The sequence below is a fragment of the Caulobacter sp. SSI4214 genome (assembly GCF_012184455.1).
Taxonomy (GTDB): Bacteria; Pseudomonadota; Alphaproteobacteria; order Caulobacterales; family Caulobacteraceae; genus Caulobacter; species Caulobacter vibrioides_E.
In genome coordinates, this window is record NZ_SZWJ01000082.1 from 1 (window position 1) to 19,228 (window position 19,228).

Genomic DNA, 19,228 nt, shown 5'->3' on the forward strand with positions numbered 1-19,228 from the left:
GCGCGGCCAGAGGCCAGCAGGCGTTGATCCGCATCGAGCGGCCGGACGAGGCGTTGAGCCGCCAACCGCCCAGCCTGGCCCGCTCGCGGGCCGGCCAGGCGTCGTCGGCCAGGGGTTCAAGGGCGGCGGCGTCGATCACTCGGCCAGCAGCTTTTCGACCAGACCCTTGGCCTCGGGGCTGGCCCAGTCGGCCGGACCGGTCATCCGCGCGCGCTCGCGGCCCTGCTTGTCGTAGATCACCGTGGTCGGAAAGCCGCCGGCCTTGGGGTCCAACGCGAACGACATCCGATAGGACGGATCGCGATAGGTCTTCAGCGGCGGATTGGCGGCCATCTCCGCGGTGACCAGGTTGAGGTCGCTGTCGCGATCGACGCTGATCGGCAGCACGGTCAGCGGCTGGGTGGCGTAGGCGGCTTGCAGTTTGGCCAGGGTCGGCATCTCGGCCTTGCACGGCGCGCACCAGGTCGCCCACAGGTTCATGACCACCACGCGCCCCTTGAAATCGGCCAGGGTGGCGGTCTTGCCGTCGAGGCCGGTGAAGGGCGTCGCGGGCGCGGCGCGCGGCGCGGCGGGCACGTCCAGCTTTTCCAGCGACGCCTTCTTGAATTCTCTGAGGTCGGCGGGACCATGGGGTTTGAACGAAGCGGCGGCGATGACGTATAGAACCGCCGCCACGCCGACGAGGATGACGCCCCCCAGCGCCATCCTCATGGGATTGCGCTTCTTGGCCGCCGCCTCCGATTGGACTTCGCTCATATGACCGACAACGCCTCCGATACGCCCAAGGCCGGGAAGGGCCAGGGTCAAGCCATGTGGGGCGGTCGCTTCTCGGCCAAGCCCGCCGAGTTGATGCAGGCGATCAACGTCTCCATCGGCTTCGACAAGCGCCTGTGGGCGCAAGACCTGGCGGGCTCCCGCGCCCATGCGCGGATGTTGATCAGCCAAGGTGTGATTGCAAGCAGCGATGGCGAGGAAATCCTCGAAGGCCTGGCCAAAATCGAGGACGAGATCGCCACGGGGACCTTCCCGTTCCGTGACGAGTACGAAGACATCCACATGAACATCGAGGCGCGGCTGCGCGAGTTGATCGGCCCGACGGCCGGCCGGCTGCACACGGCCCGCTCGCGCAACGACCAGGTGGCCGTCGACTTCCGCCTGTGGGTGCGCGACGCCGCCGACCGCGCGGTGGGTCAGCTGGAAGCGCTGCAAAAAGCCCTGCTGGCCCAGGCCGAGGTTCACGCCGACGACCTGATGCCGGGCTTCACCCATCTGCAGCCGGCCCAGCCGGTGACCTTCGGCCACCACCTGATGGCCTATGTCGAGATGTTCGGCCGCGACGCCGGCCGCTTCCGCGACGCCCGCGCCCGCATGAACGAGTGCCCGCTGGGCGCGGCGGCCCTGGCCGGCTCGCCGTTCCCGATCGACCGCCACGCGACCGCCGCGGCCCTAGGCTTCGACCGCCCGACCGCCAACTCGCTGGACAGCGTCTCGGCGCGCGACTTCGCCCTGGAGGCCCTGTCGGCCGCCTCGATCACCGCCACGCATCTGTCGCGCCTGGCCGAGGAGATCGTGCTGTGGACGACCCCGATGTTCGGCTTCATCAAGCTGACCGACGCCTTCACGACCGGCAGTTCGATCATGCCGCAGAAGAAGAACCCCGACGCGGCCGAGCTGATCCGCGCCAAGGTCGGCCGGATCCTGGGCTCCCTGACCACCTTGACCGTGGTCATGAAGGGCCTGCCGCTGGCCTATTCCAAGGACATGCAGGAAGACAAGGTCCCGACCTTCGAGGCCTTCGACGCCCTGGAGCTTTCGCTGCTGGCCATGGCCGGCATGGTCGCCGACCTGACCCCCAACACCGAAAACATGGCCAAGGCGGCCGGCGCGGGCTTCTCGACCGCGACCGATCTGGCCGACTGGCTGGTGCGGACGCTGAACATGCCTTTCCGCGACGCGCACCACGTGACAGGCTCGGCGGTGAAAACGGCCGAAGGCCTTGGCGTTGATCTGGCCGACCTTACCTTGGAGCAATTCCAGGCGATCGAGCCCCGGATCACCCAGGACGTCTACGCCGTCCTGACCCCGGCCGCCTCGGCGGCCAGCCGCATGAGCTATGGCGGGACCGCTCCCGCCCAGGTCCGCGCCCAGATCGCGCGTTGGAAGGAACTGCTGGCATGACGCGCTCTAACAAGAACATGGGCCGCCCCCTGACCGCCCTGGTCCTGGTCGCCCTCGCCGCGACCGCCGCCGCTTGCGGCAGGCAGGGCGAGCTGGAACGCCCCGCGCCGCTGTGGGACGCCCAGAAGAAGGCCGCCTGGCAGGCCGAGCGCCGCGCCGCCTCGGCCCAGGCCAACCAGCCGGCCCGTCCGGGCGGCGACCAGGAGATCCGTGACCCGGCCTCCAGCAACCGCACGGTCCGCCAGGCCCCGCTGCCCGGCCAGAACGATCCGTTCGGCGGCCAGACCGCCAAGGGTTTCCCCGGCGCCACGCCCAACTAAGGCCTTCCGTTGAACCACTTCGAATACGGCCCCGAGGGCCTGGCCTGCGAGGGCGCGCCCCTGGCCAAGATCGCGGCCGAGGTCGGCACGCCGGTCTATGTCTATTCCCGCGCCACGCTGGAGCGGCACTTCACCGTGTTCCGAGACGCCCTGATCGCGGCCGGCGTCGTCGATCCGCTGGTCGCCTATGCCGTGAAGGCCAATTCCAACGTCGCGGTGCTGAAGGTGCTGGGCGACCTGGGCGCCGGCGCCGACACGGTCTCGGAAGGCGAGGTCCGCCGCGCCCTGGCGGCCGGCATCCCGGGCGAGCGCATCGTCTTCTCCGGCGTCGGCAAGGCCCGACGCGAGATCGAATTCGCGCTGAAGGCGGGCGTGGCCGAGATCAACGTCGAGTCCGAGCCCGAGCTGAACCTGATCGCCGCCGTCGCCGCCGAACTGGGCGTCCGCGCCAAGGTCGCCTTCCGGGTCAATCCCGACGTCGCGGCCGGCGGCCACGCCAAGATCGCCACCGGCAAGTCCGAGAACAAGTTCGGGGTCTCGTTCGCCGAGGCCGCGCGTCTCTACGCCAACGCCAGCAACAACGCCAACCTCCAGCCTGTCGGCGTGGCCTGCCACATCGGCAGCCAGATCACCGACCTGGGCCCCATGCGCGCCGCCTTCACGAAGATGCGGGGCCTGGTCGAGCAATTGCTGGGCGAAGGGCTCTCGGTCGAGCGGCTGGACCTGGGCGGCGGCCTGGGCGTGCCGTACTTCAACCATCCCGAACCGCCCTCGCCCGCCGAATTCGCCGCGATGGTCGGCGAGGTCACCCAGGGCCTGCCCGTGCGCCTGGCCTTCGAGCCTGGCCGCGTGATCGCCGCCAACGCCGGGGTGTTGGTCGCCGAGGTCATTCACGTCCACGAACGTCCGGAAGGCCGCAAGTTCCTGGTCATCGACGCGGCCATGAACGACCTGGTCCGCCCGGCCATGTACGACGCCTTCCACGATATCCGCCCGGTGGTGAAGCGCCCTGGAGAGACGGTCTACGACGTCGTCGGTCCGGTCTGCGAGACGGGCGACACCTTCACCCGCGACCGCCCCCTACCGACCTTCGGCGCCGGGGATCTGCTGGCCTTCATGTCGGCTGGCGCCTATGGCGCGGCCATGGCCAGCGAGTACAACACCCGCCCGCTGGTCCCCGAGGTTCTGGTCGACGGCGACCGTTACGCGGTCATTCGCAAGCGGCCAACCTATGACGAGATCCTGGCCCGCGACCTTATGCCCCACTGGATATAGGTAATTATACGGACGCCAGAGCGCGTTCCACGACACGCGCGATTAACCACCGCCGCCGCAGAGTGCGCGCCGACCTCGGGAGGGCGGAGTTGGCGTTGGCGAACCTGATCGAATTCGACAGCATCGAGGCTCAGCGTAAGCTTGGCGGCAATCTGGTGCTGGCTTGCATCGCGGCTTTGGCGCTGATCACGCCGGGCGCGGCGCTGTTGGCCGGACGCGCGCCCTTGCCGCTGTTCGGCGGGTCGCTGCTGCTGGCGGGCCTGGCTTGGGGCGGCTTCGCGATCTGGCGCGACAACGCCGCTCAACGGATCTCGACGGCCCTGACCTTGATGGGTCAGGTCAGCCTGTTCATCGCCGCCTTCCAGGGCCATCCGCTGCAGGCCGACGCCCGCATGGCCTATCTGGCCGCCCTGGCCCTGCTGGTCGCCTATGGCGACTGGCGCGCCGTCGCCGCGGGCGCGGCGGCCATCGTCGGGATCGAGCTGGCCATGGCCGCGCTGGCCCCGCACGTCCTGATGGGCGGCGAGGTCACGGTCCTTCGTCTGGCCCTCGACGCCGGCGTCACAATGGCCACCGCCTGGTCTCTGATCTGGCTGACCGCCGGCGTGTCGCGTCTGTTCGTCACCGTGACCGCCCGAACCGACAGGGCGCTGGACGCCGCCGCCCGCGCGGACGCCGCCAACGCCGAGGCCGAGAGCCAGCGCGCCGCCCGCGACGCGGCCAATGCCGAGCAGGCTCGCGCCAAGGCCGTGCTGGAGGCCGAGCAGACCCAGGTCGTCGAGGCGCTGGCCACCGCTCTTGGCCATCTTTCGCGCGGCAACCTGACCTGGCGACTGGAGCAGTCCTTCGCCGCCCGCTACGAATCGCTGCGCGCCGACTTCAACGACGCCCTGGCCAAGCTGCAGGCCGCCATGCGCGAGATCGCCGGCAACGCCGCCAGCATGACCGCCGGGGTCGCCGACATGTCCCGCGCCTCGGACGAGCTGGCCCGCCGCACCGAGCATCAAGCCGCCAGCCTGGTGCAAACCACCGCCGCCCTTGGCGAAATCACCGTCGCCGTCCGCAACACCGCCGACAGCGCCAGCCAAGCCAACGCCGCCGCGGCCTCCGCCCGCCTGGAGGCCGAGCGGTCGGACCCGGTGGTCAGCGAGGCCGTCGAGGCCATGACCCTGATCGAGACCTCCTCGGGCCAGATCGGCAAGATCATCGGCGTGATCGACGAGATCGCTTTCCAGACCAATCTGCTGGCGCTGAACGCCGGCGTCGAGGCCGCCCGCGCGGGCGAGGCCGGCAGGGGTTTCGCGGTCGTCGCCCAGGAAGTGCGGGCCCTGGCCCAGCGCTCGGCCAACGCCGCCAAGGAAATCAAGGACCTGATCAACGTGTCGGGTCAGCAGGTCAGCGCCGGGGTCGAGCGCGTCGGCCGCACCCGCGAGGCCTTGCAGCGGATCATCGCCCGCGTCGCCGAGATCGACGCCCAGGTCAACGCCATCGCCGCCTCGGCGCGCGACCAGGCCCAGGGCCTGGGCGAGGTCAATACGACCATGGGCGAGATGGACCGCGTGGTGCAGCAGAACGCGGCCATGGTCGAGGAGACCACCGCCGCCGCCCACGCCCTGCGCAGCGAATCCCAGGAACTGGCCGACCGCGTCGACCTGTTCGAGATCGGCCAGGCGGCGACCGCCCGCCAGAAGCGAGCCGCCTAGACCTAGAGCCTGCCCGCTTCAAATGGAACCATTTGAAGCGGATAAAAAGGCTTTAAATTCAAATCTTTAGAGCGCGTTCGAGCGGTTCAGTCGCTCACACCTAAACCTAACGCACCCTAGTCCAGGGCGCCGATGTAGGGCAGGCCTCGGCTCTTGCCCTCGTCGTCGAGGCCATAGCCGACCAGATAGCGCGCCGGCGCTTCCCAGGCCACGAAATCGGGCTCCATGCCGCGCGAGGTCGGCCAAGGCTTGCGCGCGAACACGGCGGTCAGCACCTCGCTGGCGCCGGCGTCCTTGACCAGGCGCGCCGCTTCCGACAGCGACAGGCCGGTGTCGAAAACGTCGTCGACGACCAGCGCGCGACGACCGATCAGCGGACGTTGCAGATCGGCGCGGACCTCGCAGCGGCCGGTGCTCTTGCGCTCGTCGTGATACGAGGCCAGCCACAGGGCGTCGAACCGCACGTCGCGTCCCGCCCGGTAGAGGGCGCGGGTCAGGTCGGCGGCGAACCACAGGCCGCCGGTCAGCAGGCAAACCACGACGGTGTCGTCGTCGATGCGGGGCGCGATGGCCTCGGCCAGCTTTTGGACCCGCTCGGCGATCTCGGTGTCCGAGATCAGGACTTCAGGCTTCTGGCGATCATTCATGGTGGGCGGGTTCTTGAGAGTCGGAAGGAGGAGCAGCCTCCCCGCTCTCATGTCCCGGGGTGTCCTGTCCAGCCGCTTCCTGCGGCGCGGCGGCGTCCTGGGCCCCTCTGAGGGCAAGTTCGGGGTGCTCGCCCCCCTTTTCGGGGACCTTCAACGCGGCCTTCACGGCCTGAGCGGCTCCGGCCTCGGTGGCGAAGCCGATCTGCAGGTCCTTGGCCGTGCGCGGCGGATCCAGGAACGTGATGGCGAAATGGCGGACCTCGCCGGGCGGGATCTTCGGATCGTCGGCGGCCGCCAACTGGCCCGCCACGCGCTTGGCCTTGGCGTTCAGCAGCTCCACCCGCAGCGGCGGCGAGACGACGGCGTGCTCGGTGATATTGCGGATCTCGCCCGTGATGGTCACGGCGGCGCGACCGTCCTGCATGGACGGCTTGGCCTTCAGGCTGTCGCGATTGATCACCAGGCCCACGGTGTTCACCGGAAGACCGACGGCGGCGTAGGCGCCGGCGGAGCCAGGCAGGATCTTGACCACGTCGAGACGGAAGATCAGGGCGGCGACCACGATCACCGCCATCATGGCGGCCATGCCGGCCCAGACGATGCCGGTGGTGGTCGCGGCGCGTAGTCGCCGCTCGGCGTCGGCGCGGGCGCGGAAGACCTTGGGCAACTCTTCGCCCGGCAGGGCGCTGACCGGCGGCTCGACCTCGGCTTCGGCCTCGGCGACGGGCTCTTCCAGCGATCCGCCCCCCTCGGCGAGATCGGCCAGGGTGGGCGTTTCGGGCTCGTCGAACAGGTCCAGCGGCTCTTCGTTACGGGCCGTCCAGCGGTGACCGCACGAGGCGCAGCGCACGACACGACCCGTCGGCCCGACCTTGGAGTCGTCGACGAAATAGCGGCTGGCGCACTCCGGACAGGTCAGTATCATGGCCGCGAATCGAACGATCCCCACAACTCTCTCCGGGGTCGCCGATTTTAACCCTGATGTCCAGAAAGCCCAGTGACGCGCCTTGCGGATCGACACAGAACAGGGCGATGACGCCGTTCCGGTTGTCCGCTTCGAAGGCGTCTCGATGCGCTACGGCCGGGCGCCGGAAACCCTCAGGGATATCAGCTTCTCCCTGGATCCAGGCTCGTTCCATTTCCTGACCGGCGCCTCGGGCGCGGGCAAGAGCTCGCTGCTCAAGCTGATCTACCTGGCCCACCGTGCGTCACGGGGTCGCGTCGAGCTGTTCGGACGCGACGTCAGCCTGACCCATGCCCGGGACCTGCCCTTCCTGCGCCGCCGCATCGGCGTGGTGTTTCAGGAGTTTCGGCTGCTGGAGCACCTGTCGGTGTTCGACAACGCCGCCCTGCCGCTGCGCATTTTGGGACGGAAACCCGCCACCTATCGCGACGATGTCGCCGAGCTGCTGACCTGGGTCGGCCTGGGCGAGCGGATGCACGCCCTGCCCGCCACCCTGTCCGGGGGCGAGAAGCAGCGCCTGGCCATCGCCCGCGCCGTCGTGGACCGTCCCGACGTGCTGCTGGCCGACGAGCCGACCGGCAATGTCGACCCGGCAATGTCGCTGCGCCTGCTGCGCCTGTTCGTCGAGCTGAACCGGCTGGGCGCCACGGTGCTGATCGCCACGCACGACGACGAGTTGGTGGCCCGCGCCGCCCAGCCCGTCCTGCACCTCGAGCACGGTTCTCTGATCGACTCGGGCGCGCGCCGATGAGCGCGCTCTTCAGGGTGGATCGCTGGAGACCGGGTCCGCTGCTGCCGCCGCGCGACTCCCGCGACGGCGCGCTGATCTTCGTGGTGGCCGTGCTGTGCTTCCTGGCCTGCCTGACCGGATTCGCCGCCCTGGCCTCGAACCGCGCCGCCCACGGCTGGACCGCCCAGCTGACCGGCTCGGCCACCGTCGTGGTCCGCGCGCGGGCCGGCGAGACGCCCGACAGCGCGGCCGCGCGCGCCGCCGAGACCCTGGCTGGGGTCAAGGGCGTGACCGAGGCCCAGGCCCTGCCCCGCGAAAAGGCCGAAGCCCTGCTGGAGCCCTGGATCGGCAAGGCGGCCCTGGTCGACGACCTGCCGACCCCGCGCCTGGTCACCCTGGATCTGGCCCCCGACAATCCGCCGACCGCCGAGGTCCTGGACAAGGCGCTGAAGACCGCCGGCGTCGACGCCACGGTCGACGATCACAGCCGCTGGATCGCCGATATCGAGCGCGCCGCCAATCTGGCGCGACTGGCCGCCCTCGGCGTCTTCGTTCTGATCGCCGCGACGACCGCCGCCGTGATCGCCTTCGCCACGCGCGCGGGCTTGGCCGCCCGCCGCGACGTGATCGAGGTCCTGCACTTCTCGGGGGCCGAACAGAGTTTCATTTCCAGCCTGTTCCAGAACCGGTTCGCGGCCATGGGCGCGCTGGCGGGCTTGCTGGGCGGAGCTGGCGCGGCCATCATCGGCGCGTTGGCGCGCTGGCTTGGCGGCGGCGCGGGACTGGCCCCGCTTCTGCCCCTGGCCTGGATCGATCTGGCCGCCGCCCTGCCCTGCCCGCTGGCGGCCGCCCTGATCGCCGGCCTGTCGGCGCGTCTGGCGGCGTCGCGGATCGTGGGGGACATGCCGTGAAGACTCTCGCCGCCTTGCTGATCGGCCTGATGATCTGGGGGCTGGGCCTGCTGGCGTTCACCACCCGGGTCGACCATTCCACGCCCGCGCCCGCGCCGCCGGTCGCCGACGGCGTGGTCGTGCTGACCGGGGCGTCGAACATCCGGCTGGAAGCCGCCACCAAGCTGCTCGAGGACGGCAAGGGCAAGCGGCTGCTGATCTCGGGCGTCAACCGAGAGGCCACCCGGGCCGACGTTCAGACCGTGACCAAGGCCGTCAAGCCGATCTACGACTGTTGCGTCGACCTGGGGTTCTCGGCCGCCAACACGGTCGGCAACGCGCGCGAGACGGCCGAGTGGGCGGCGTCCAAGGACTATGACAGCCTGATCATCGTCACGGCCGACTATCACATGCCGCGCTCGATGCTGGAGCTGCGCGCCGCCATGCCGGGGGTCAAGCTCTACCCCTATCCGGTCAGGACCGACCTCAACGCCCATCGCTGGTGGAAGACCAGCATCAGCGCCCGCCGCATGATCGTCGAATATTGCAAGTATCTGGCGATCCTGGGCCGCGAGGCGTTCCTGGGGCTGGGCCCCAAAGACAAGGCCGCTTCGTCGGCGAAGGACGACCATTGATCTATTTTCGCTCGTTCGTGTTCCAGCTGTTCTTCTGGCTCTGGTCGGTCGTTTGGGCGGTCGGGATGATCCTGACGTTCCCGCTGCCGCGTCGCGCCAACACCTGGTGCCTGCGAACCTGGTCGGGCGGCATCTTCTGGGGCCTGCGCTGGCTGGCCGACGTCAAGGTCGAGGTGCGGGGCGAGCGATATCGGCCGACCGGGCCGGCCCTGGTCGCGCCCAAGCACCAGTCGATGTTCGACGTCTTCAGCCAGTTCTACCTGCTGCCCGACGCCTGCTTCGTCATGAAGAAGGAACTGTTGATGGTGCCGCTGTTCGGCTGGCATGGGCTGAAGGCCGGCATGATCGTCGTCGACCGCGACGGCCACTCGGCGGCCCTGAAGAAGCTGGTCCGCGACGCCGTCGACCGGATGAAGGAAACCCGCCAGGTGGTGATCTTCCCAGAAGGCACCCGCGGCGAGGTCGGCCAGCCCGGGGACTACAAGCCCGGCATCGCGGCGCTCTATCGCGAGCTCAACATGCCCGTGACGCCGGTGGCCCTGAACTGCGGCAGCCACTGGGACAAGGGCTTCCTTCGCAAGCCGGGCACGATCGTCTTCGAATATCTGGAACCGATCCCCGCCGGCCTGAAGCGCGGCGAGTTCATGCGCGAGCTACAGACCCGCATCGACACGGCGACCAAGGCGCTGGAGGACGAGGGGATCTGATTTTCTCCTCCCCGTTTCACGATTGAGGCGCGGTGCTCTCGATCGCCTCGACCATCTTCAGCAGCTTCTCCATCGCCACGTCGCGCACGCCGCCCTCGCGCAGGTGCAGGACGAGGTCGCGCAGATAGTCGATGTTCGGACCCGACAGCCCCTTGGCCCCGGCGATCAGCGCCGCCTGCTGTTCCAGGGTCAGGGCGCCCGCCCACTGGCTGTGCTTCATGTCCGACAGGAAGACGAGCGCCGGAACCTTTCGCTGGCCGTCCGAGCCGTCCGAGCCGTCCGCGTCCAGCTTCACCTCGCGGGAGGTCTCGAAATAGGTCTCGGTCGGTTGCTCGCGTTCGCGCAGATAGGCGTAGACGTCCGGCCACTCGGACGCCGCGACGCGATAGGCCATGCCGCGCACCGCGCCGCCGGGCGCCAGGCCCAGCACCAGGCCCGGCCGTTCATAGGTGCCGCGATGATGGACCGAATAGATGCAGAAGGCCCGTCGCCGACCGTGGAGCACGGCCGTTCTTCGGTCTATGAACGGGAACCCGGGCCGCCACATCAGCGATCCGTATCCGAACACCCAGCGATCCTCGCCGCCGCCTTCCAAATCCATCATCGATTCCGACCGGACGCGCCCATAGATGACCCATAACGACGCCGCCCCGTCCCGCAAAGCCCCCCAGAAGGCCCATCGCGGCCGCCTGTTCGCCCCGTTCATCCTCGCCGCCCTCGTCGCGGGCGGCTGGAGCTATGGCTGGTTCTGGCTGCGCGGCCAGGCCGAGCAGCGGATGGACGCGGCCTCGGCATCGTTCAAAGCCCGCGGCTATGACCTGTCGTGGCGCGAGCGAACCTTCACGGGCTTTCCGTTCCGCATGGATGTGAGCCTGGCCGACGCCCGCGTCGCCGAGCCCTCGGGCTGGGCCCTGCGCGCGCCGGAACTGAAGGGCGAGGCCGAGGTCTACGATCTCAGCCACTGGGTGATGGTCGCGCCCCAAGGCGTCGTGCTGACCCGGCCCGAGGCGGGCGACGTCACGATCACCGGCCAGGCCCTGCGCGCCAGCGTCTCGCACCCCGGGGAGCGCCCGCCGCGCATCTCGGTCGAGGGCGCGAACCTGACCTTCGCCCCCGCGCCCAACGCCAAGCCCTTCCCGCTGCTCTCGGCGGCCAACATGCAGCTGCACCTGCGCGCCGGCCCCGACGACCAGGGCGCGATCCTGTTCAAGGCCGACGGCGCGCGCGCCGATTTCGTTGGCCTGCTGGGCCGGATCGTCCAGGACAAGCAGGCCTCGATGGTGCTGGACGCCCGACTGACCAAGGTCTCGGCGCTGCGCGGCCACAGCTGGGCCGACGCCGTCCGGGCCTGGACGACCGCCGGCGGCGCCATGACCCTGCAGGACAGCCAGGTGCTGGCCGGCGACGCCGAGATGAAGGGCAAGACCGGCGCCCTGACGGTCGATGCTGACGGTCGCCTGCAAGGCGCGCTGGACGTGTCGATCAAGGAGCGCCCGGATCTCTCCAAGCCGCTCAAGACCCGCGAGCAGATGCTGGCCGCCGCCGCCGAGGCCATGGGCCAGGAGCCGGTGATCCAGGCCAGCCTGAAGTTCGGCGAAGGCCGCACCCGGCTGGGCGTGATCGATACGGGACCCTCGCCGCGCATCTTCTGATCGATCGGCGATCGTTCGAGCGCGCAATTTTCTTCCCCGAGGAGGCGGACTATTGCGTGTTCGGCGGCAAGGACTATGGTCCCGCCTCCAATTTCGGGGAAGAACATGGGCAGCGACACGACGGCCGCCACGCCGTCTCTCGAAGAGGTCCGATGGCGGCTCGACGCGATCGACACGGAACTGCTGAAGCTGCTGGACGAACGCGCCAGCCTGGCCGGCGCCGTCGCGGCCGCCAAGCGGGCTTCGGGCGACACGGGCTTTGGCTTGCGCCCCGGCCGCGAAGCCCACATCGTCCGAAAGCTGCTGGAAACGCCGCGTAAGGGCGCCTCGGACGCCCTGGTCATCCGCATCTGGCGCGAGATCATGGCCGACAATCTGGCGCGCCAGGGGCCATACCACCTGGGCGTCTTCGGCGGCCGCGATCCGGCCCGCGCGGTCGAGCTGACCCGCCTGCGCTTCGGAACGGCCCCGCGCCTGTCGATCGCCGCCACCGCCCAGGACGCCCTGGCCATCGCGCGCTCGCCCTGGGGCGTCGGCGTCCTGCCGCTGGCGTCGGACACGCCGTGGTGGGGACGCCTGCTGGCCGAGCCGAAGCTGAAGGTCTTCGCCGCCCTGCCCTGCCTGGCCAGCTGGGGCCCCCAAGCCGCCCTGGCCGTCGCCGAGGTCGAGGTCGAGCCGACCGGCCACGATCAGACCTTCTGGGTCACCGACTCGACCAAGAGCGTCTCGGCCATCGTCGAGACGCTGAGCCAGACCGACGTCGCCGCAGAGCTGATCGCCGAGGCCGGCGGCCTCAGACTGTTCTCGCTGTCCGGCTTCTTCCAGCCCGATGACCCGCGTCTGGCCCGCGCGCCCGGCGCCCTGACGGGCGTCATCGGGGCTGCGCCCGAACAGTTCGACGTGTAAGAGACGCCTCGTCCCCAAGGGGGGTCATAATTCAGAGTACTCCGATGACCGCCGATCGCTTCGCCGCGCCCCGTCCCGTTCCCAAGCCAGGGATCATGGACATCCACGCCTATGTCGGCGGCAAGTCGAAGGTCGAAGGCATCGCTCATCCGATCAAACTGTCGAGCAACGAGAACATCCTGGGCAGCAGCGACAAGGCCAAGCAGGCCTATCGCGACGCCGTCGACCGTCTGCACATCTATCCCGACGGCAAGGCCAATATCCTGCGCTCCGCGGTGGCCGAGCGCTTCAAGCTAGAGCCCGAGCGCCTGACCTTCGGCGACGGCAGCGACGAGATCTTCGCTCTGCTGTGCCAGGTCTATCTGGAGCCCGGCGACAACATCGTCCAGGGCGAGCACGGCTTCGCCGCCTACGCCATCGGGGCCCGCGCCTGCCAAGGCGAGGTGCGGATGGCCAAGGAGATCAACCACCGCATCGACGTCGATGAAGTGATCAAGTGCGTCGACGAACGCACGCGCCTCGTCTTCATCGCCAACCCGGCCAACCCGACCGGCACCTGGCTGACCGGCGAGGAGATCCGCGCCCTGCACGCGGCCCTGCCGCCGTCGGTCGTTCTCGTGCTCGACGGCGCCTATTCGGAGTTCTGCGGCGATCCGCGCTTCGAGGACGGCCTCGACCTGGCCCGCATAGCCGAGAACGTCATCGTCACGCGCACCTTCTCCAAGCTGCACGGGCTCGCGGCGTTGCGGGTGGGCTGGGGCTACGCGCCCGAGCACATCATCGCCCCGATCGAGCGCATCCGTCCGCCGTTCAACACCTCGATCCCCGGCCAGGAGGCGGCCGTGGCGGCCCTGTTCGACGACGACTTCCAGGCCCGTTCTCTGGCCCTGGTCGAGCAATGGCGGCCGTGGCTGGCCCAGCAGTTGGGCGGGCTTGGCCTCGACGTCACCCCGTCGGCGGCCAATTTCGTCCTGGCGACCTTCCCGACCACGCCGGGCAAGACCGCCCAGGAGGCCGAGGCGTTCCTCGCCTCGAAAGGCTACCTGGTCCGCGCCGTGGCCAACTACAACCTCCCGGACTCGATCCGCGTCACCATCGGGCTCGAAGAGCATAACCGGGCCGTGGTGGAGCTGCTGGCCCAGTTCATGGGGCGCTAGATGTCGGCGCGTCTCCCGACCTCCCCGGCGAATGCCGGGGCCCAGATCGAACCCATAGCCGCCTTTTGTTTGAATGGGGACAAGAGGCGCATCATCCCAAACCGCTCAGGCTGCATCTGGGCCCCGGCATTCGCCGGGAAGAACGGATGAGAGTGAGCCTTATCCATGTCTAACCCCGGCATCCTCTACCCCAAGCTCACCGTGATCGGCTGCGGCCTGATCGGCGGCTCGGTGATCCGCGCCGCGCGCCAGCATGGCGTCGTCGGCGAGGTCACCGTGGCCGACGCCAGCCAGGCCCACCGCGCCCGCGTCGCCGAGCTGGGCATCGCCGAGCACGTCACCGGCGACATCGCCGAGGCGGTCAAGGACGCCGACCTGGTGGTGATCGCCACCCCGGTGCTGTCGATCCCCGAGATCGCCGCCCAGGTGATCCCGGCCATGAAGCCGGGCGCGACCCTGACCGATGTCGGCTCGACCAAGGCCAATGTCGCCGAGGCCTTCCGCGCCCAGGACGGCGGGAAGATCTTCGCCATCCCAGGCCACCCGATCGCCGGCACCGAGCAGTCGGGCCCCGACTCCGGCTTTCCGGAACTGTTCGAGGGCCGCTGGACGATCCTGACGCCCTTCGACAGCGACGACGAGCACTACGCCGCCGCCGTCGCCCGCCTGTCGGCCTTCTGGCGCGCCTTCGGGGCCCAGGTCGAGCTGATGGACGAAAAGCACCACGACCTGGTGCTGGCCGTCGTCTCGCACCTGCCCCACCTGATCGCCTACACGATCGTCGGCAGCGCGGCCGACCTGGAGAACGTCACCGAGAACGAGGTCATCAAGTACTCGGCCTCGGGCTTCCGCGACTTCACCCGCATCGCCGCCAGCGACCCGACCATGTGGCGCGACATCTTCGTGGCCAACAAGGACGCGGTGCTGGAGATGCTGGGCCGCTTCACCGAGGACCTCCAGGCCATGAGCCGCGCGATCCGCTGGGGCGACGCCGACACCCTCCACGCCCACTTCACCCGGACCCGCGCGATCCGCCGAGGCATCGTGGCGGCGGGGCAAGAGAGCGCCCTGCCGAACTTCGGGCGCGATCGCGGGAAGGGCTAGGCGATGAAGCGGGGGATCAAGATCGCGATCGGCGTCCTGCTTTTCGCGGGCTTTCTCTTCCTGTTCGTCATTCCGACCAAGACAACGACGATCACCTACGACCTGCCGCCGCCGATCATCCCCGCGAAGCCCGCGCATCGGGCGCCGATTTTCGTCGAGATGAAGCCGGACGGCGGCCTTACAATCGAAGGCGCCCCCACCACGCTAGAGGCCCTGCCGCGCGATCTGGCGGCGCGCTTCGGTGACGTCCCCAAGGACCAGCAACGCGTCATGATCCGCGCGCCTGAAGACGTCCCCTATGATCGCTTCATGGCGGTTCTAAGCACTTTGCAGGGGCGCGGCTGGTACAAGGTCGGCCTGGTCAACGAGGCCGTTCCGCACCCGAAGCCCTGATCGCGACCTTTCCGCCACACCCTCTCAACTTCCGCGTCAGCCCCATGAGAAACCTGCTGGCGCCCGCTGAGCGAACGCTGTAATCGGCGCGCTCCCGAAGGATGAGGACCATGGCGCACAAAGCCCTGACCAATTCGCAGCCGTTCACCATGCTCGACCGCCAGGTCGAGTACGCGAGCGCGCGCGCGTTGGAGGGGATCACGGTCTAGGGTTCGACGGAACTCGGGAAGTCCGAAAAAGCCCCTCCTGGCCTTGAGCCGGAGGGGTTTTTCGTTTGTGCGGAAACACTTGCCGGCCCTGACGCCAGGAGGGGGAGCAAGAGGAGAGAAGCCGATGAGCGGCTTCACGCATATCGAAAGCGGGGGCGCGCCGATCAAGGCGTGGACCCAAGGGGTCCCGATCGAGGACTCCGCCCTGAAGCAGCTGCGCAACGTCGCCAGCCTGCCGTTCATCCACAAGCACGTGGCGGTCATGCCGGACGTGCACTGGGGGATGGGCGCGACCGTGGGCTCGGTGATCCCGACCTACAAGGCGATCATCCCGGCGGCGGTGGGCGTCGACATCGGCTGCGGCATGATGGCGGTGCGCACCTCGATCCGGGCCGAACACCTGCCGGACAACCTGTTCGGCGTCCGGTCCGACATCGAGGCCGCCGTGCCGCACGGCCGGACGGACAACGGCGGGCGCAACGACAAGGGCGCCTGGCAGTCCGAGCCGCCGGCCATCGCGGCCGAGAAGTGGGCGGGCCTGAAGGACGGTTACGATGAGATCGTGGCCCGGAACCCGAAGGCGGCTCACCCGCGCGGCTACGGCCACCTGGGTACGCTGGGCACCGGCAACCACTTCGTCGAGCTGTGCGTCGACGAGGCCGGCGACGTCTGGGTGATGCTGCACTCGGGCTCGCGGGGCGTCGGCAACCGGTTCGGGACCTACTTCATCGAACGGGCCAAGCACGAGATGCGCCGGTGGTTCATCAACCTCCCGGACGAGGACCTGGCCTACTTCGCCGAAGGCAGCGAGGGCTTCAATGACTACGTCCGGGCCGTGGCCTGGGCGCAGAAGTACGCCCTGGCCAACCGTGAGGTGATGATGGACCAGGTCCTGACCGTGCTGAAGAAGACGTTCCCGGACCTGACCGTGACCGAGCACGCGGTGAACTGCCACCACAACTACGTGTCGCGGGAAAAGCACTTCGGCAAGGACGTCTACCTGACCCGGAAGGGCGCGGTGTCGGCCAAGGACGGAGAGCTGGGCATCATCCCGGGCTCGATGGGCGCCAAGTCGTTCATCGTGCGCGGCCGGGGAAACCCGGACTCGTTCTGCACGTGCTCGCACGGCGCCGGACGGGCGATGAGCCGGAACGAGGCCAAGCGCCGGTTCACCATCGCCGATCACGTGGCGGCCACGGCCGGCGTCGAGTGCCGGAAGGACGCCGAGGTGATCGACGAAACGCCGATGGCCTACAAGGACATCGACGCGGTGATGGCGGCCCAGGCCGATCTGGTCGACATCGTGCACACGCTGCGCCAGGTGGTGTGCGTGAAGGGATAGACACCGCCGGACGTCTTCCGACGTCCGGCGGACATCGTGGCGCGCGGACGGCGGGAACAAGCGACGCCAGCGGCCGTTATGCGAAACGGCGTTCTGCTTGAGAGGTCCCGATGCGCGACGCGGTACGACGCCGGTTCCTCGAGCTGCTGTGCTCGATCTACATCTACAACGAGCATCGCGGCTATACCGCCATCGACCGGATGCTGGCGGCGATCCGCGCCAGTTGGCCCGATGACGAGGCGCTGATCCGCAAGGTCGAGAGCCACCGCGCCGACGAGCGCAAGCACTATCTGATGTTCCGTCGCTGGTTCGAACGACGCGGGGTGATGCCCTTCGATATCGACCGGACGTGCGGCCATATCGATCGCTTCGTCGAGATCGTGTTCGGCTCGCCGATCGACGCCCTCGACTATCGGCTGATCGGCCGCGAGGACGTGTTCGAGCGGCTGTGCCGGGTGGTGTCGCTGACCGAGAAGCGCGGCCACCGCCAGGTCGAGATCCTGCTGCGCGACCCCAAGGTGCAGGACGACGCCCAGCTGACTAAGATCTTCCGCGTCATCGAGCAGGACGAGCCCAGCCACTGGGCGCCCTACGACGGATGGCTGCGCGATCACGGACGGCGCGAGGCCAACGCCTGGGAGCGGGCGATCGACAGCTTCGTCCATGGCGAGCTCCTGGTGTTCAAGCTGCCGGTGCTGTTCCTGGCCCCGCGCCTGCGCCGACGGTCGACCTGGCCCGACCATCATGATGACGCCGGGGCGCTGGATCAGGTCGCGGCGCTAGAGCCTTTAGCCTGAAATCGGAACCGATTTCAGGCGCTGAAAAGGCTCTAAATCAAATGTTTAGAGCGTGAGATAAGCTGAAACCGGTTCCCACTTTCAGCCTCACGCTCCAGCCTGATCGCGCCGGACAGCCGCCGTTTTTCCGCCCATCGGCGAAATAAGCCCGCAACATTCGCGCCGAAGACTGCGAGCAGGGACATCTTACCCTGGAAGGAAACACCCTCTATGCGCCGCACGCTCCTCGTCGCGCTTGCAACGCTTACTACCCTGGCCGGCGGCGTCGCCCTGGCGCAGGACGGCCCGCCGCGCGGAATGCCGGCTCCGGAAGACATCTTCAAGCGCTGGGACACCAACAATGACGGCGTCGTGGACCTGGCCGAATGGAAGGCCGCCGGCCGTCCGGAAGAACGCTTCGCGATGATCGACGCCAACAAGGACGGCAAGATCACCCTCGACGAACTGAAGGCCGCGTTCGAAAAGATGCGCCAGCGCCGGATGCAGCAAGGCGGCGGCGAAGGCGGTCCGCCTCCCGGCCCGCCGCCAGGCGGAATGCCGCCCCAGAACTAAAGGAAGCGCCCTCCTACCGACGCTTCCAGCGCCGCCCGGCTTGCCTCCGGGCGGCGCTTTACATTTATCCAGCCAGCCGCCGCCATTGCGTCGCGAACGGCAGGGTTCCGGGCAGCAACAGATCGGCATGGAAGCGCTTGCGATCGAAGTCCGGGCGACGGCGCGCCGCCTCGCGGAGGCGGACGATCTCCAGCCAGGCCAGACCCTGGCCCGCCACGCCGCCCGGCGCGATCGCGGCCCGCTCGACGTCCTGGGCGATCGGCGCGAAGACCGGGGGCGGTCCCTGGACGCGCGCGAACCAGGCCTCGGCCTTCTCGCGGGTCCAGCCCTTGACGTGCAGGCCGGTGTCGACCACCAGCCGCCCGGCCCGAAACAACATCCATTGCAGACAGCCCAGCTCGGCCAGGGGATCGCCCTGGAAGGCGCCCTCCTCGTCGGCGAGCTGCTCGGCATAGATCGCCCAGCCCTCGAGGAATCCGGGACAGGCCAGGCGCGTGCGCAGCGGATGCGCGCCGGCGCCCTCTTCCAGCGGAATCTGCAGCATATGGCCCGGAACCGCCTCGTGATGGACGACGCTGGGCAGGGTCCAGGCGGGCCGACGCCGGATGTCGGCCAGGTCGATATAATAGACCCCCGCCCGTCGGCCGTCGAAGCTGGGCGCGTCGCGATAGCCCTGTCGGGCGGCGGCCTCGTCGGCGCGAGACATCCGCGAGATCCTCGCCGTGAGGGTTCCGGGCGGCGTGGCGGCGAAGGACTTGGGCAAGCGCGCCTTGGCCTTGTCCAGCCAGACGTTCATGTCGGCGACCAGCCTGTCGCGCCCGGTCTCGTCGTCGGCGTATAGCCAGCGCGGATCACGCGCCAGGGCGGCGAGGCGGTCGCCCAGGGGACCGGCGGCGATCCCTCGCCGATCGAGCAGCCGCGCGGCGCGGGCGCCAAAGGTCTGGACCGCCGCGAGGCCTCGCCGGTGCGCCTCGTCCGGATCGATGGCCATGCCCAGGTTCTGCTTCAGAACCAGGGCGTAGTATTCGCGTCCCCACGAAAAGCGGCCAAGGCCCGCCCCCGCCCCC

Annotated in this window: 21 protein-coding genes and 1 pseudogene; 16 read left to right on the forward strand and 6 right to left on the reverse strand. The window is 69.1% G+C overall.

What is annotated here, in order from left to right:
- Both FCU40_RS18310 and FCU40_RS18315 read right to left on the reverse strand, forming a co-directional pair.
- Positions 1-139: pseudogene (locus FCU40_RS18310) on the reverse strand (GNAT family N-acetyltransferase); the annotation flags it as partial.
- Complete coding sequence (locus tag FCU40_RS18315) at positions 136-756, reverse strand: TlpA disulfide reductase family protein (protein WP_168076883.1); 621 nt, start codon at positions 754-756, stop codon at positions 136-138. The pseudogene FCU40_RS18310 and the gene FCU40_RS18315, both read right to left, overlap by 4 nt.
- On the opposite strand from FCU40_RS18315, the gene argH reads away from it, so the two are divergent.
- The 4 genes from argH to FCU40_RS18335 all read left to right on the forward strand — a co-directional run bounded on the left by argH (position 757) and on the right by FCU40_RS18335 (position 5,476).
- Positions 757-2,178: an argininosuccinate lyase gene (gene argH / locus FCU40_RS18320; protein ID WP_168076885.1), complete on the forward strand. Its 1,422-nt coding sequence runs from the start codon at positions 757-759 to the stop codon at positions 2,176-2,178.
- Between the two features lie 17 nt (positions 2,179-2,195).
- Positions 2,196-2,498, forward strand: a complete 303-nt coding sequence (locus FCU40_RS18325; RefSeq protein WP_035017572.1) for a hypothetical protein — start codon at positions 2,196-2,198, stop codon at positions 2,496-2,498.
- Positions 2,499-2,507: 9 nt separating this feature from the next.
- Positions 2,508-3,773 (forward strand): diaminopimelate decarboxylase, encoded by a 1,266-nt coding sequence (gene lysA / locus FCU40_RS18330; RefSeq protein WP_168076887.1) that lies wholly within the window; start codon positions 2,508-2,510, stop codon positions 3,771-3,773.
- A gap of 104 nt (positions 3,774-3,877) precedes the next feature.
- A complete protein-coding gene (locus FCU40_RS18335) occupies positions 3,878-5,476 on the forward strand; it encodes a methyl-accepting chemotaxis protein (protein ID WP_168076914.1) in 1,599 nt (532 codons plus the stop codon).
- Between the two features lie 116 nt (positions 5,477-5,592).
- Here FCU40_RS18335 and FCU40_RS18340 read toward each other — a convergent pair whose 3' ends face one another.
- Both FCU40_RS18340 and FCU40_RS18345 read right to left on the reverse strand, forming a co-directional pair.
- The gene (locus FCU40_RS18340; RefSeq protein ID WP_004622175.1) at positions 5,593-6,174 is read right to left on the reverse strand and encodes a phosphoribosyltransferase family protein; all 582 of its coding nucleotides are present in this window, start codon (positions 6,172-6,174) and stop codon (positions 5,593-5,595) included.
- On the reverse strand, positions 6,116-7,072 hold the full coding sequence (locus FCU40_RS18345) for an MJ0042-type zinc finger domain-containing protein (RefSeq protein ID WP_168076889.1): 957 nt from the start codon (positions 7,070-7,072) through the stop codon (positions 6,116-6,118). The genes FCU40_RS18340 and FCU40_RS18345 overlap by 59 nt, the downstream gene beginning before the upstream one ends.
- 58 nt (positions 7,073-7,130) lie before the next feature.
- Between FCU40_RS18345 and ftsE the strand changes: the two genes are divergently transcribed.
- Genes ftsE through FCU40_RS18365 form a run of 4 tightly spaced genes read left to right on the forward strand, consistent with a single transcriptional unit; the run spans position 7,131 to position 10,049 of the window.
- Positions 7,131-7,838: a cell division ATP-binding protein FtsE gene (gene ftsE, locus FCU40_RS18350; protein ID WP_168076891.1), complete on the forward strand. Its 708-nt coding sequence runs from the start codon at positions 7,131-7,133 to the stop codon at positions 7,836-7,838.
- A complete protein-coding gene (locus FCU40_RS18355) occupies positions 7,835-8,728 on the forward strand; it encodes an ABC transporter permease (RefSeq protein WP_168076893.1) in 894 nt (297 codons plus the stop codon). The genes ftsE and FCU40_RS18355 overlap by 4 nt, the downstream gene beginning before the upstream one ends.
- Positions 8,725-9,342, forward strand: coding sequence for a YdcF family protein (locus tag FCU40_RS18360; protein ID WP_004622182.1), 618 nt, complete (start codon positions 8,725-8,727; stop codon positions 9,340-9,342). Before FCU40_RS18355 ends, FCU40_RS18360 begins: the two co-directional genes overlap by 4 nt.
- On the forward strand, positions 9,339-10,049 hold the full coding sequence (locus FCU40_RS18365) for a lysophospholipid acyltransferase family protein (protein ID WP_168076895.1): 711 nt from the start codon (positions 9,339-9,341) through the stop codon (positions 10,047-10,049). Before FCU40_RS18360 ends, FCU40_RS18365 begins: the two co-directional genes overlap by 4 nt.
- 16 nt (positions 10,050-10,065) lie before the next feature.
- Here the strand turns inward: FCU40_RS18365 and FCU40_RS18370 are convergent, their stop codons facing one another.
- Entirely contained in the window at positions 10,066-10,650 is a 585-nt protein-coding gene (locus tag FCU40_RS18370) for a gamma-glutamylcyclotransferase (RefSeq protein ID WP_168076897.1), read from the reverse strand.
- Between the two features lie 28 nt (positions 10,651-10,678).
- Between FCU40_RS18370 and FCU40_RS18375 the strand changes: the two genes are divergently transcribed.
- The 8 genes from FCU40_RS18375 (at position 10,679) to FCU40_RS18410 (ending at position 18,161) form a co-directional block, all read left to right on the forward strand.
- Complete coding sequence (locus FCU40_RS18375) at positions 10,679-11,701, forward strand: DUF2125 domain-containing protein (RefSeq protein ID WP_168076899.1); 1,023 nt, start codon at positions 10,679-10,681, stop codon at positions 11,699-11,701.
- A 105-nt stretch (positions 11,702-11,806) separates the two neighbouring features.
- Positions 11,807-12,607: a chorismate mutase gene (locus FCU40_RS18380; protein WP_168076901.1), complete on the forward strand. Its 801-nt coding sequence runs from the start codon at positions 11,807-11,809 to the stop codon at positions 12,605-12,607.
- Positions 12,608-12,651: 44 nt separating this feature from the next.
- On the forward strand, positions 12,652-13,764 hold the full coding sequence (hisC, locus tag FCU40_RS18385; RefSeq protein ID WP_168076903.1) for a histidinol-phosphate transaminase: 1,113 nt from the start codon (positions 12,652-12,654) through the stop codon (positions 13,762-13,764).
- A 165-nt stretch (positions 13,765-13,929) separates the two neighbouring features.
- Positions 13,930-14,868: a prephenate/arogenate dehydrogenase family protein gene (locus FCU40_RS18390; RefSeq protein WP_168076905.1), complete on the forward strand. Its 939-nt coding sequence runs from the start codon at positions 13,930-13,932 to the stop codon at positions 14,866-14,868.
- Between the two features lie 3 nt (positions 14,869-14,871).
- The gene (locus FCU40_RS18395; protein WP_168076907.1) at positions 14,872-15,261 is read left to right on the forward strand and encodes a biopolymer transporter ExbD; all 390 of its coding nucleotides are present in this window, start codon (positions 14,872-14,874) and stop codon (positions 15,259-15,261) included.
- 333 nt (positions 15,262-15,594) lie between these two features.
- Complete coding sequence (locus tag FCU40_RS18400; RefSeq protein ID WP_168076909.1) at positions 15,595-16,812, forward strand: RtcB family protein; 1,218 nt, start codon at positions 15,595-15,597, stop codon at positions 16,810-16,812.
- A 110-nt stretch (positions 16,813-16,922) separates the two neighbouring features.
- Positions 16,923-17,609: a ferritin-like domain-containing protein gene (locus tag FCU40_RS18405; protein ID WP_168076911.1), complete on the forward strand. Its 687-nt coding sequence runs from the start codon at positions 16,923-16,925 to the stop codon at positions 17,607-17,609.
- A gap of 210 nt (positions 17,610-17,819) precedes the next feature.
- On the forward strand, positions 17,820-18,161 hold the full coding sequence (locus FCU40_RS18410; protein WP_004622199.1) for an EF-hand domain-containing protein: 342 nt from the start codon (positions 17,820-17,822) through the stop codon (positions 18,159-18,161).
- Between the two features lie 64 nt (positions 18,162-18,225).
- On the opposite strand, the gene FCU40_RS18415 is transcribed toward FCU40_RS18410, so the two are convergent.
- The coding region (locus FCU40_RS18415) for a DUF885 domain-containing protein (RefSeq protein ID WP_168076913.1) at positions 18,226-19,228 on the reverse strand (1,003 nt) is incomplete at its 5' end.

Bases quoted from the DNA above. Each gene is read 5' to 3' on its own strand.
- FCU40_RS18315 (WP_168076883.1), bottom strand. From the start codon at position 756: ATGAGCGAAGTCCAATCGGAGGCGGCGGCCAAGAAGCGCAATCCCATG.
- argH (WP_168076885.1), top strand. From the start codon at position 757: ATGACCGACAACGCCTCCGATACGCCCAAGGCCGGGAAGGGCCAGGGT.
- FCU40_RS18325 (WP_035017572.1), top strand. From the start codon at position 2,196: ATGGGCCGCCCCCTGACCGCCCTGGTCCTGGTCGCCCTCGCCGCGACC.
- FCU40_RS18340 (WP_004622175.1), bottom strand. From the start codon at position 6,174: ATGAGAGCGGGGAGGCTGCTCCTCCTTCCGACTCTCAAGAACCCGCCC.
- FCU40_RS18355 (WP_168076893.1), top strand. From the start codon at position 7,835: ATGAGCGCGCTCTTCAGGGTGGATCGCTGGAGACCGGGTCCGCTGCTG.
- FCU40_RS18370 (WP_168076897.1), bottom strand. From the start codon at position 10,650: ATGGATTTGGAAGGCGGCGGCGAGGATCGCTGGGTGTTCGGATACGGA.
- FCU40_RS18375 (WP_168076899.1), top strand. From the start codon at position 10,679: ATGACCCATAACGACGCCGCCCCGTCCCGCAAAGCCCCCCAGAAGGCC.
- FCU40_RS18380 (WP_168076901.1), top strand. From the start codon at position 11,807: ATGGGCAGCGACACGACGGCCGCCACGCCGTCTCTCGAAGAGGTCCGA.
- hisC (WP_168076903.1), top strand. From the start codon at position 12,652: ATGACCGCCGATCGCTTCGCCGCGCCCCGTCCCGTTCCCAAGCCAGGG.
- FCU40_RS18390 (WP_168076905.1), top strand. From the start codon at position 13,930: ATGTCTAACCCCGGCATCCTCTACCCCAAGCTCACCGTGATCGGCTGC.
- FCU40_RS18395 (WP_168076907.1), top strand. From the start codon at position 14,872: ATGAAGCGGGGGATCAAGATCGCGATCGGCGTCCTGCTTTTCGCGGGC.
- FCU40_RS18400 (WP_168076909.1), top strand. From the start codon at position 15,595: ATGAGCGGCTTCACGCATATCGAAAGCGGGGGCGCGCCGATCAAGGCG.
- FCU40_RS18405 (WP_168076911.1), top strand. From the start codon at position 16,923: ATGCGCGACGCGGTACGACGCCGGTTCCTCGAGCTGCTGTGCTCGATC.
- FCU40_RS18410 (WP_004622199.1), top strand. From the start codon at position 17,820: ATGCGCCGCACGCTCCTCGTCGCGCTTGCAACGCTTACTACCCTGGCC.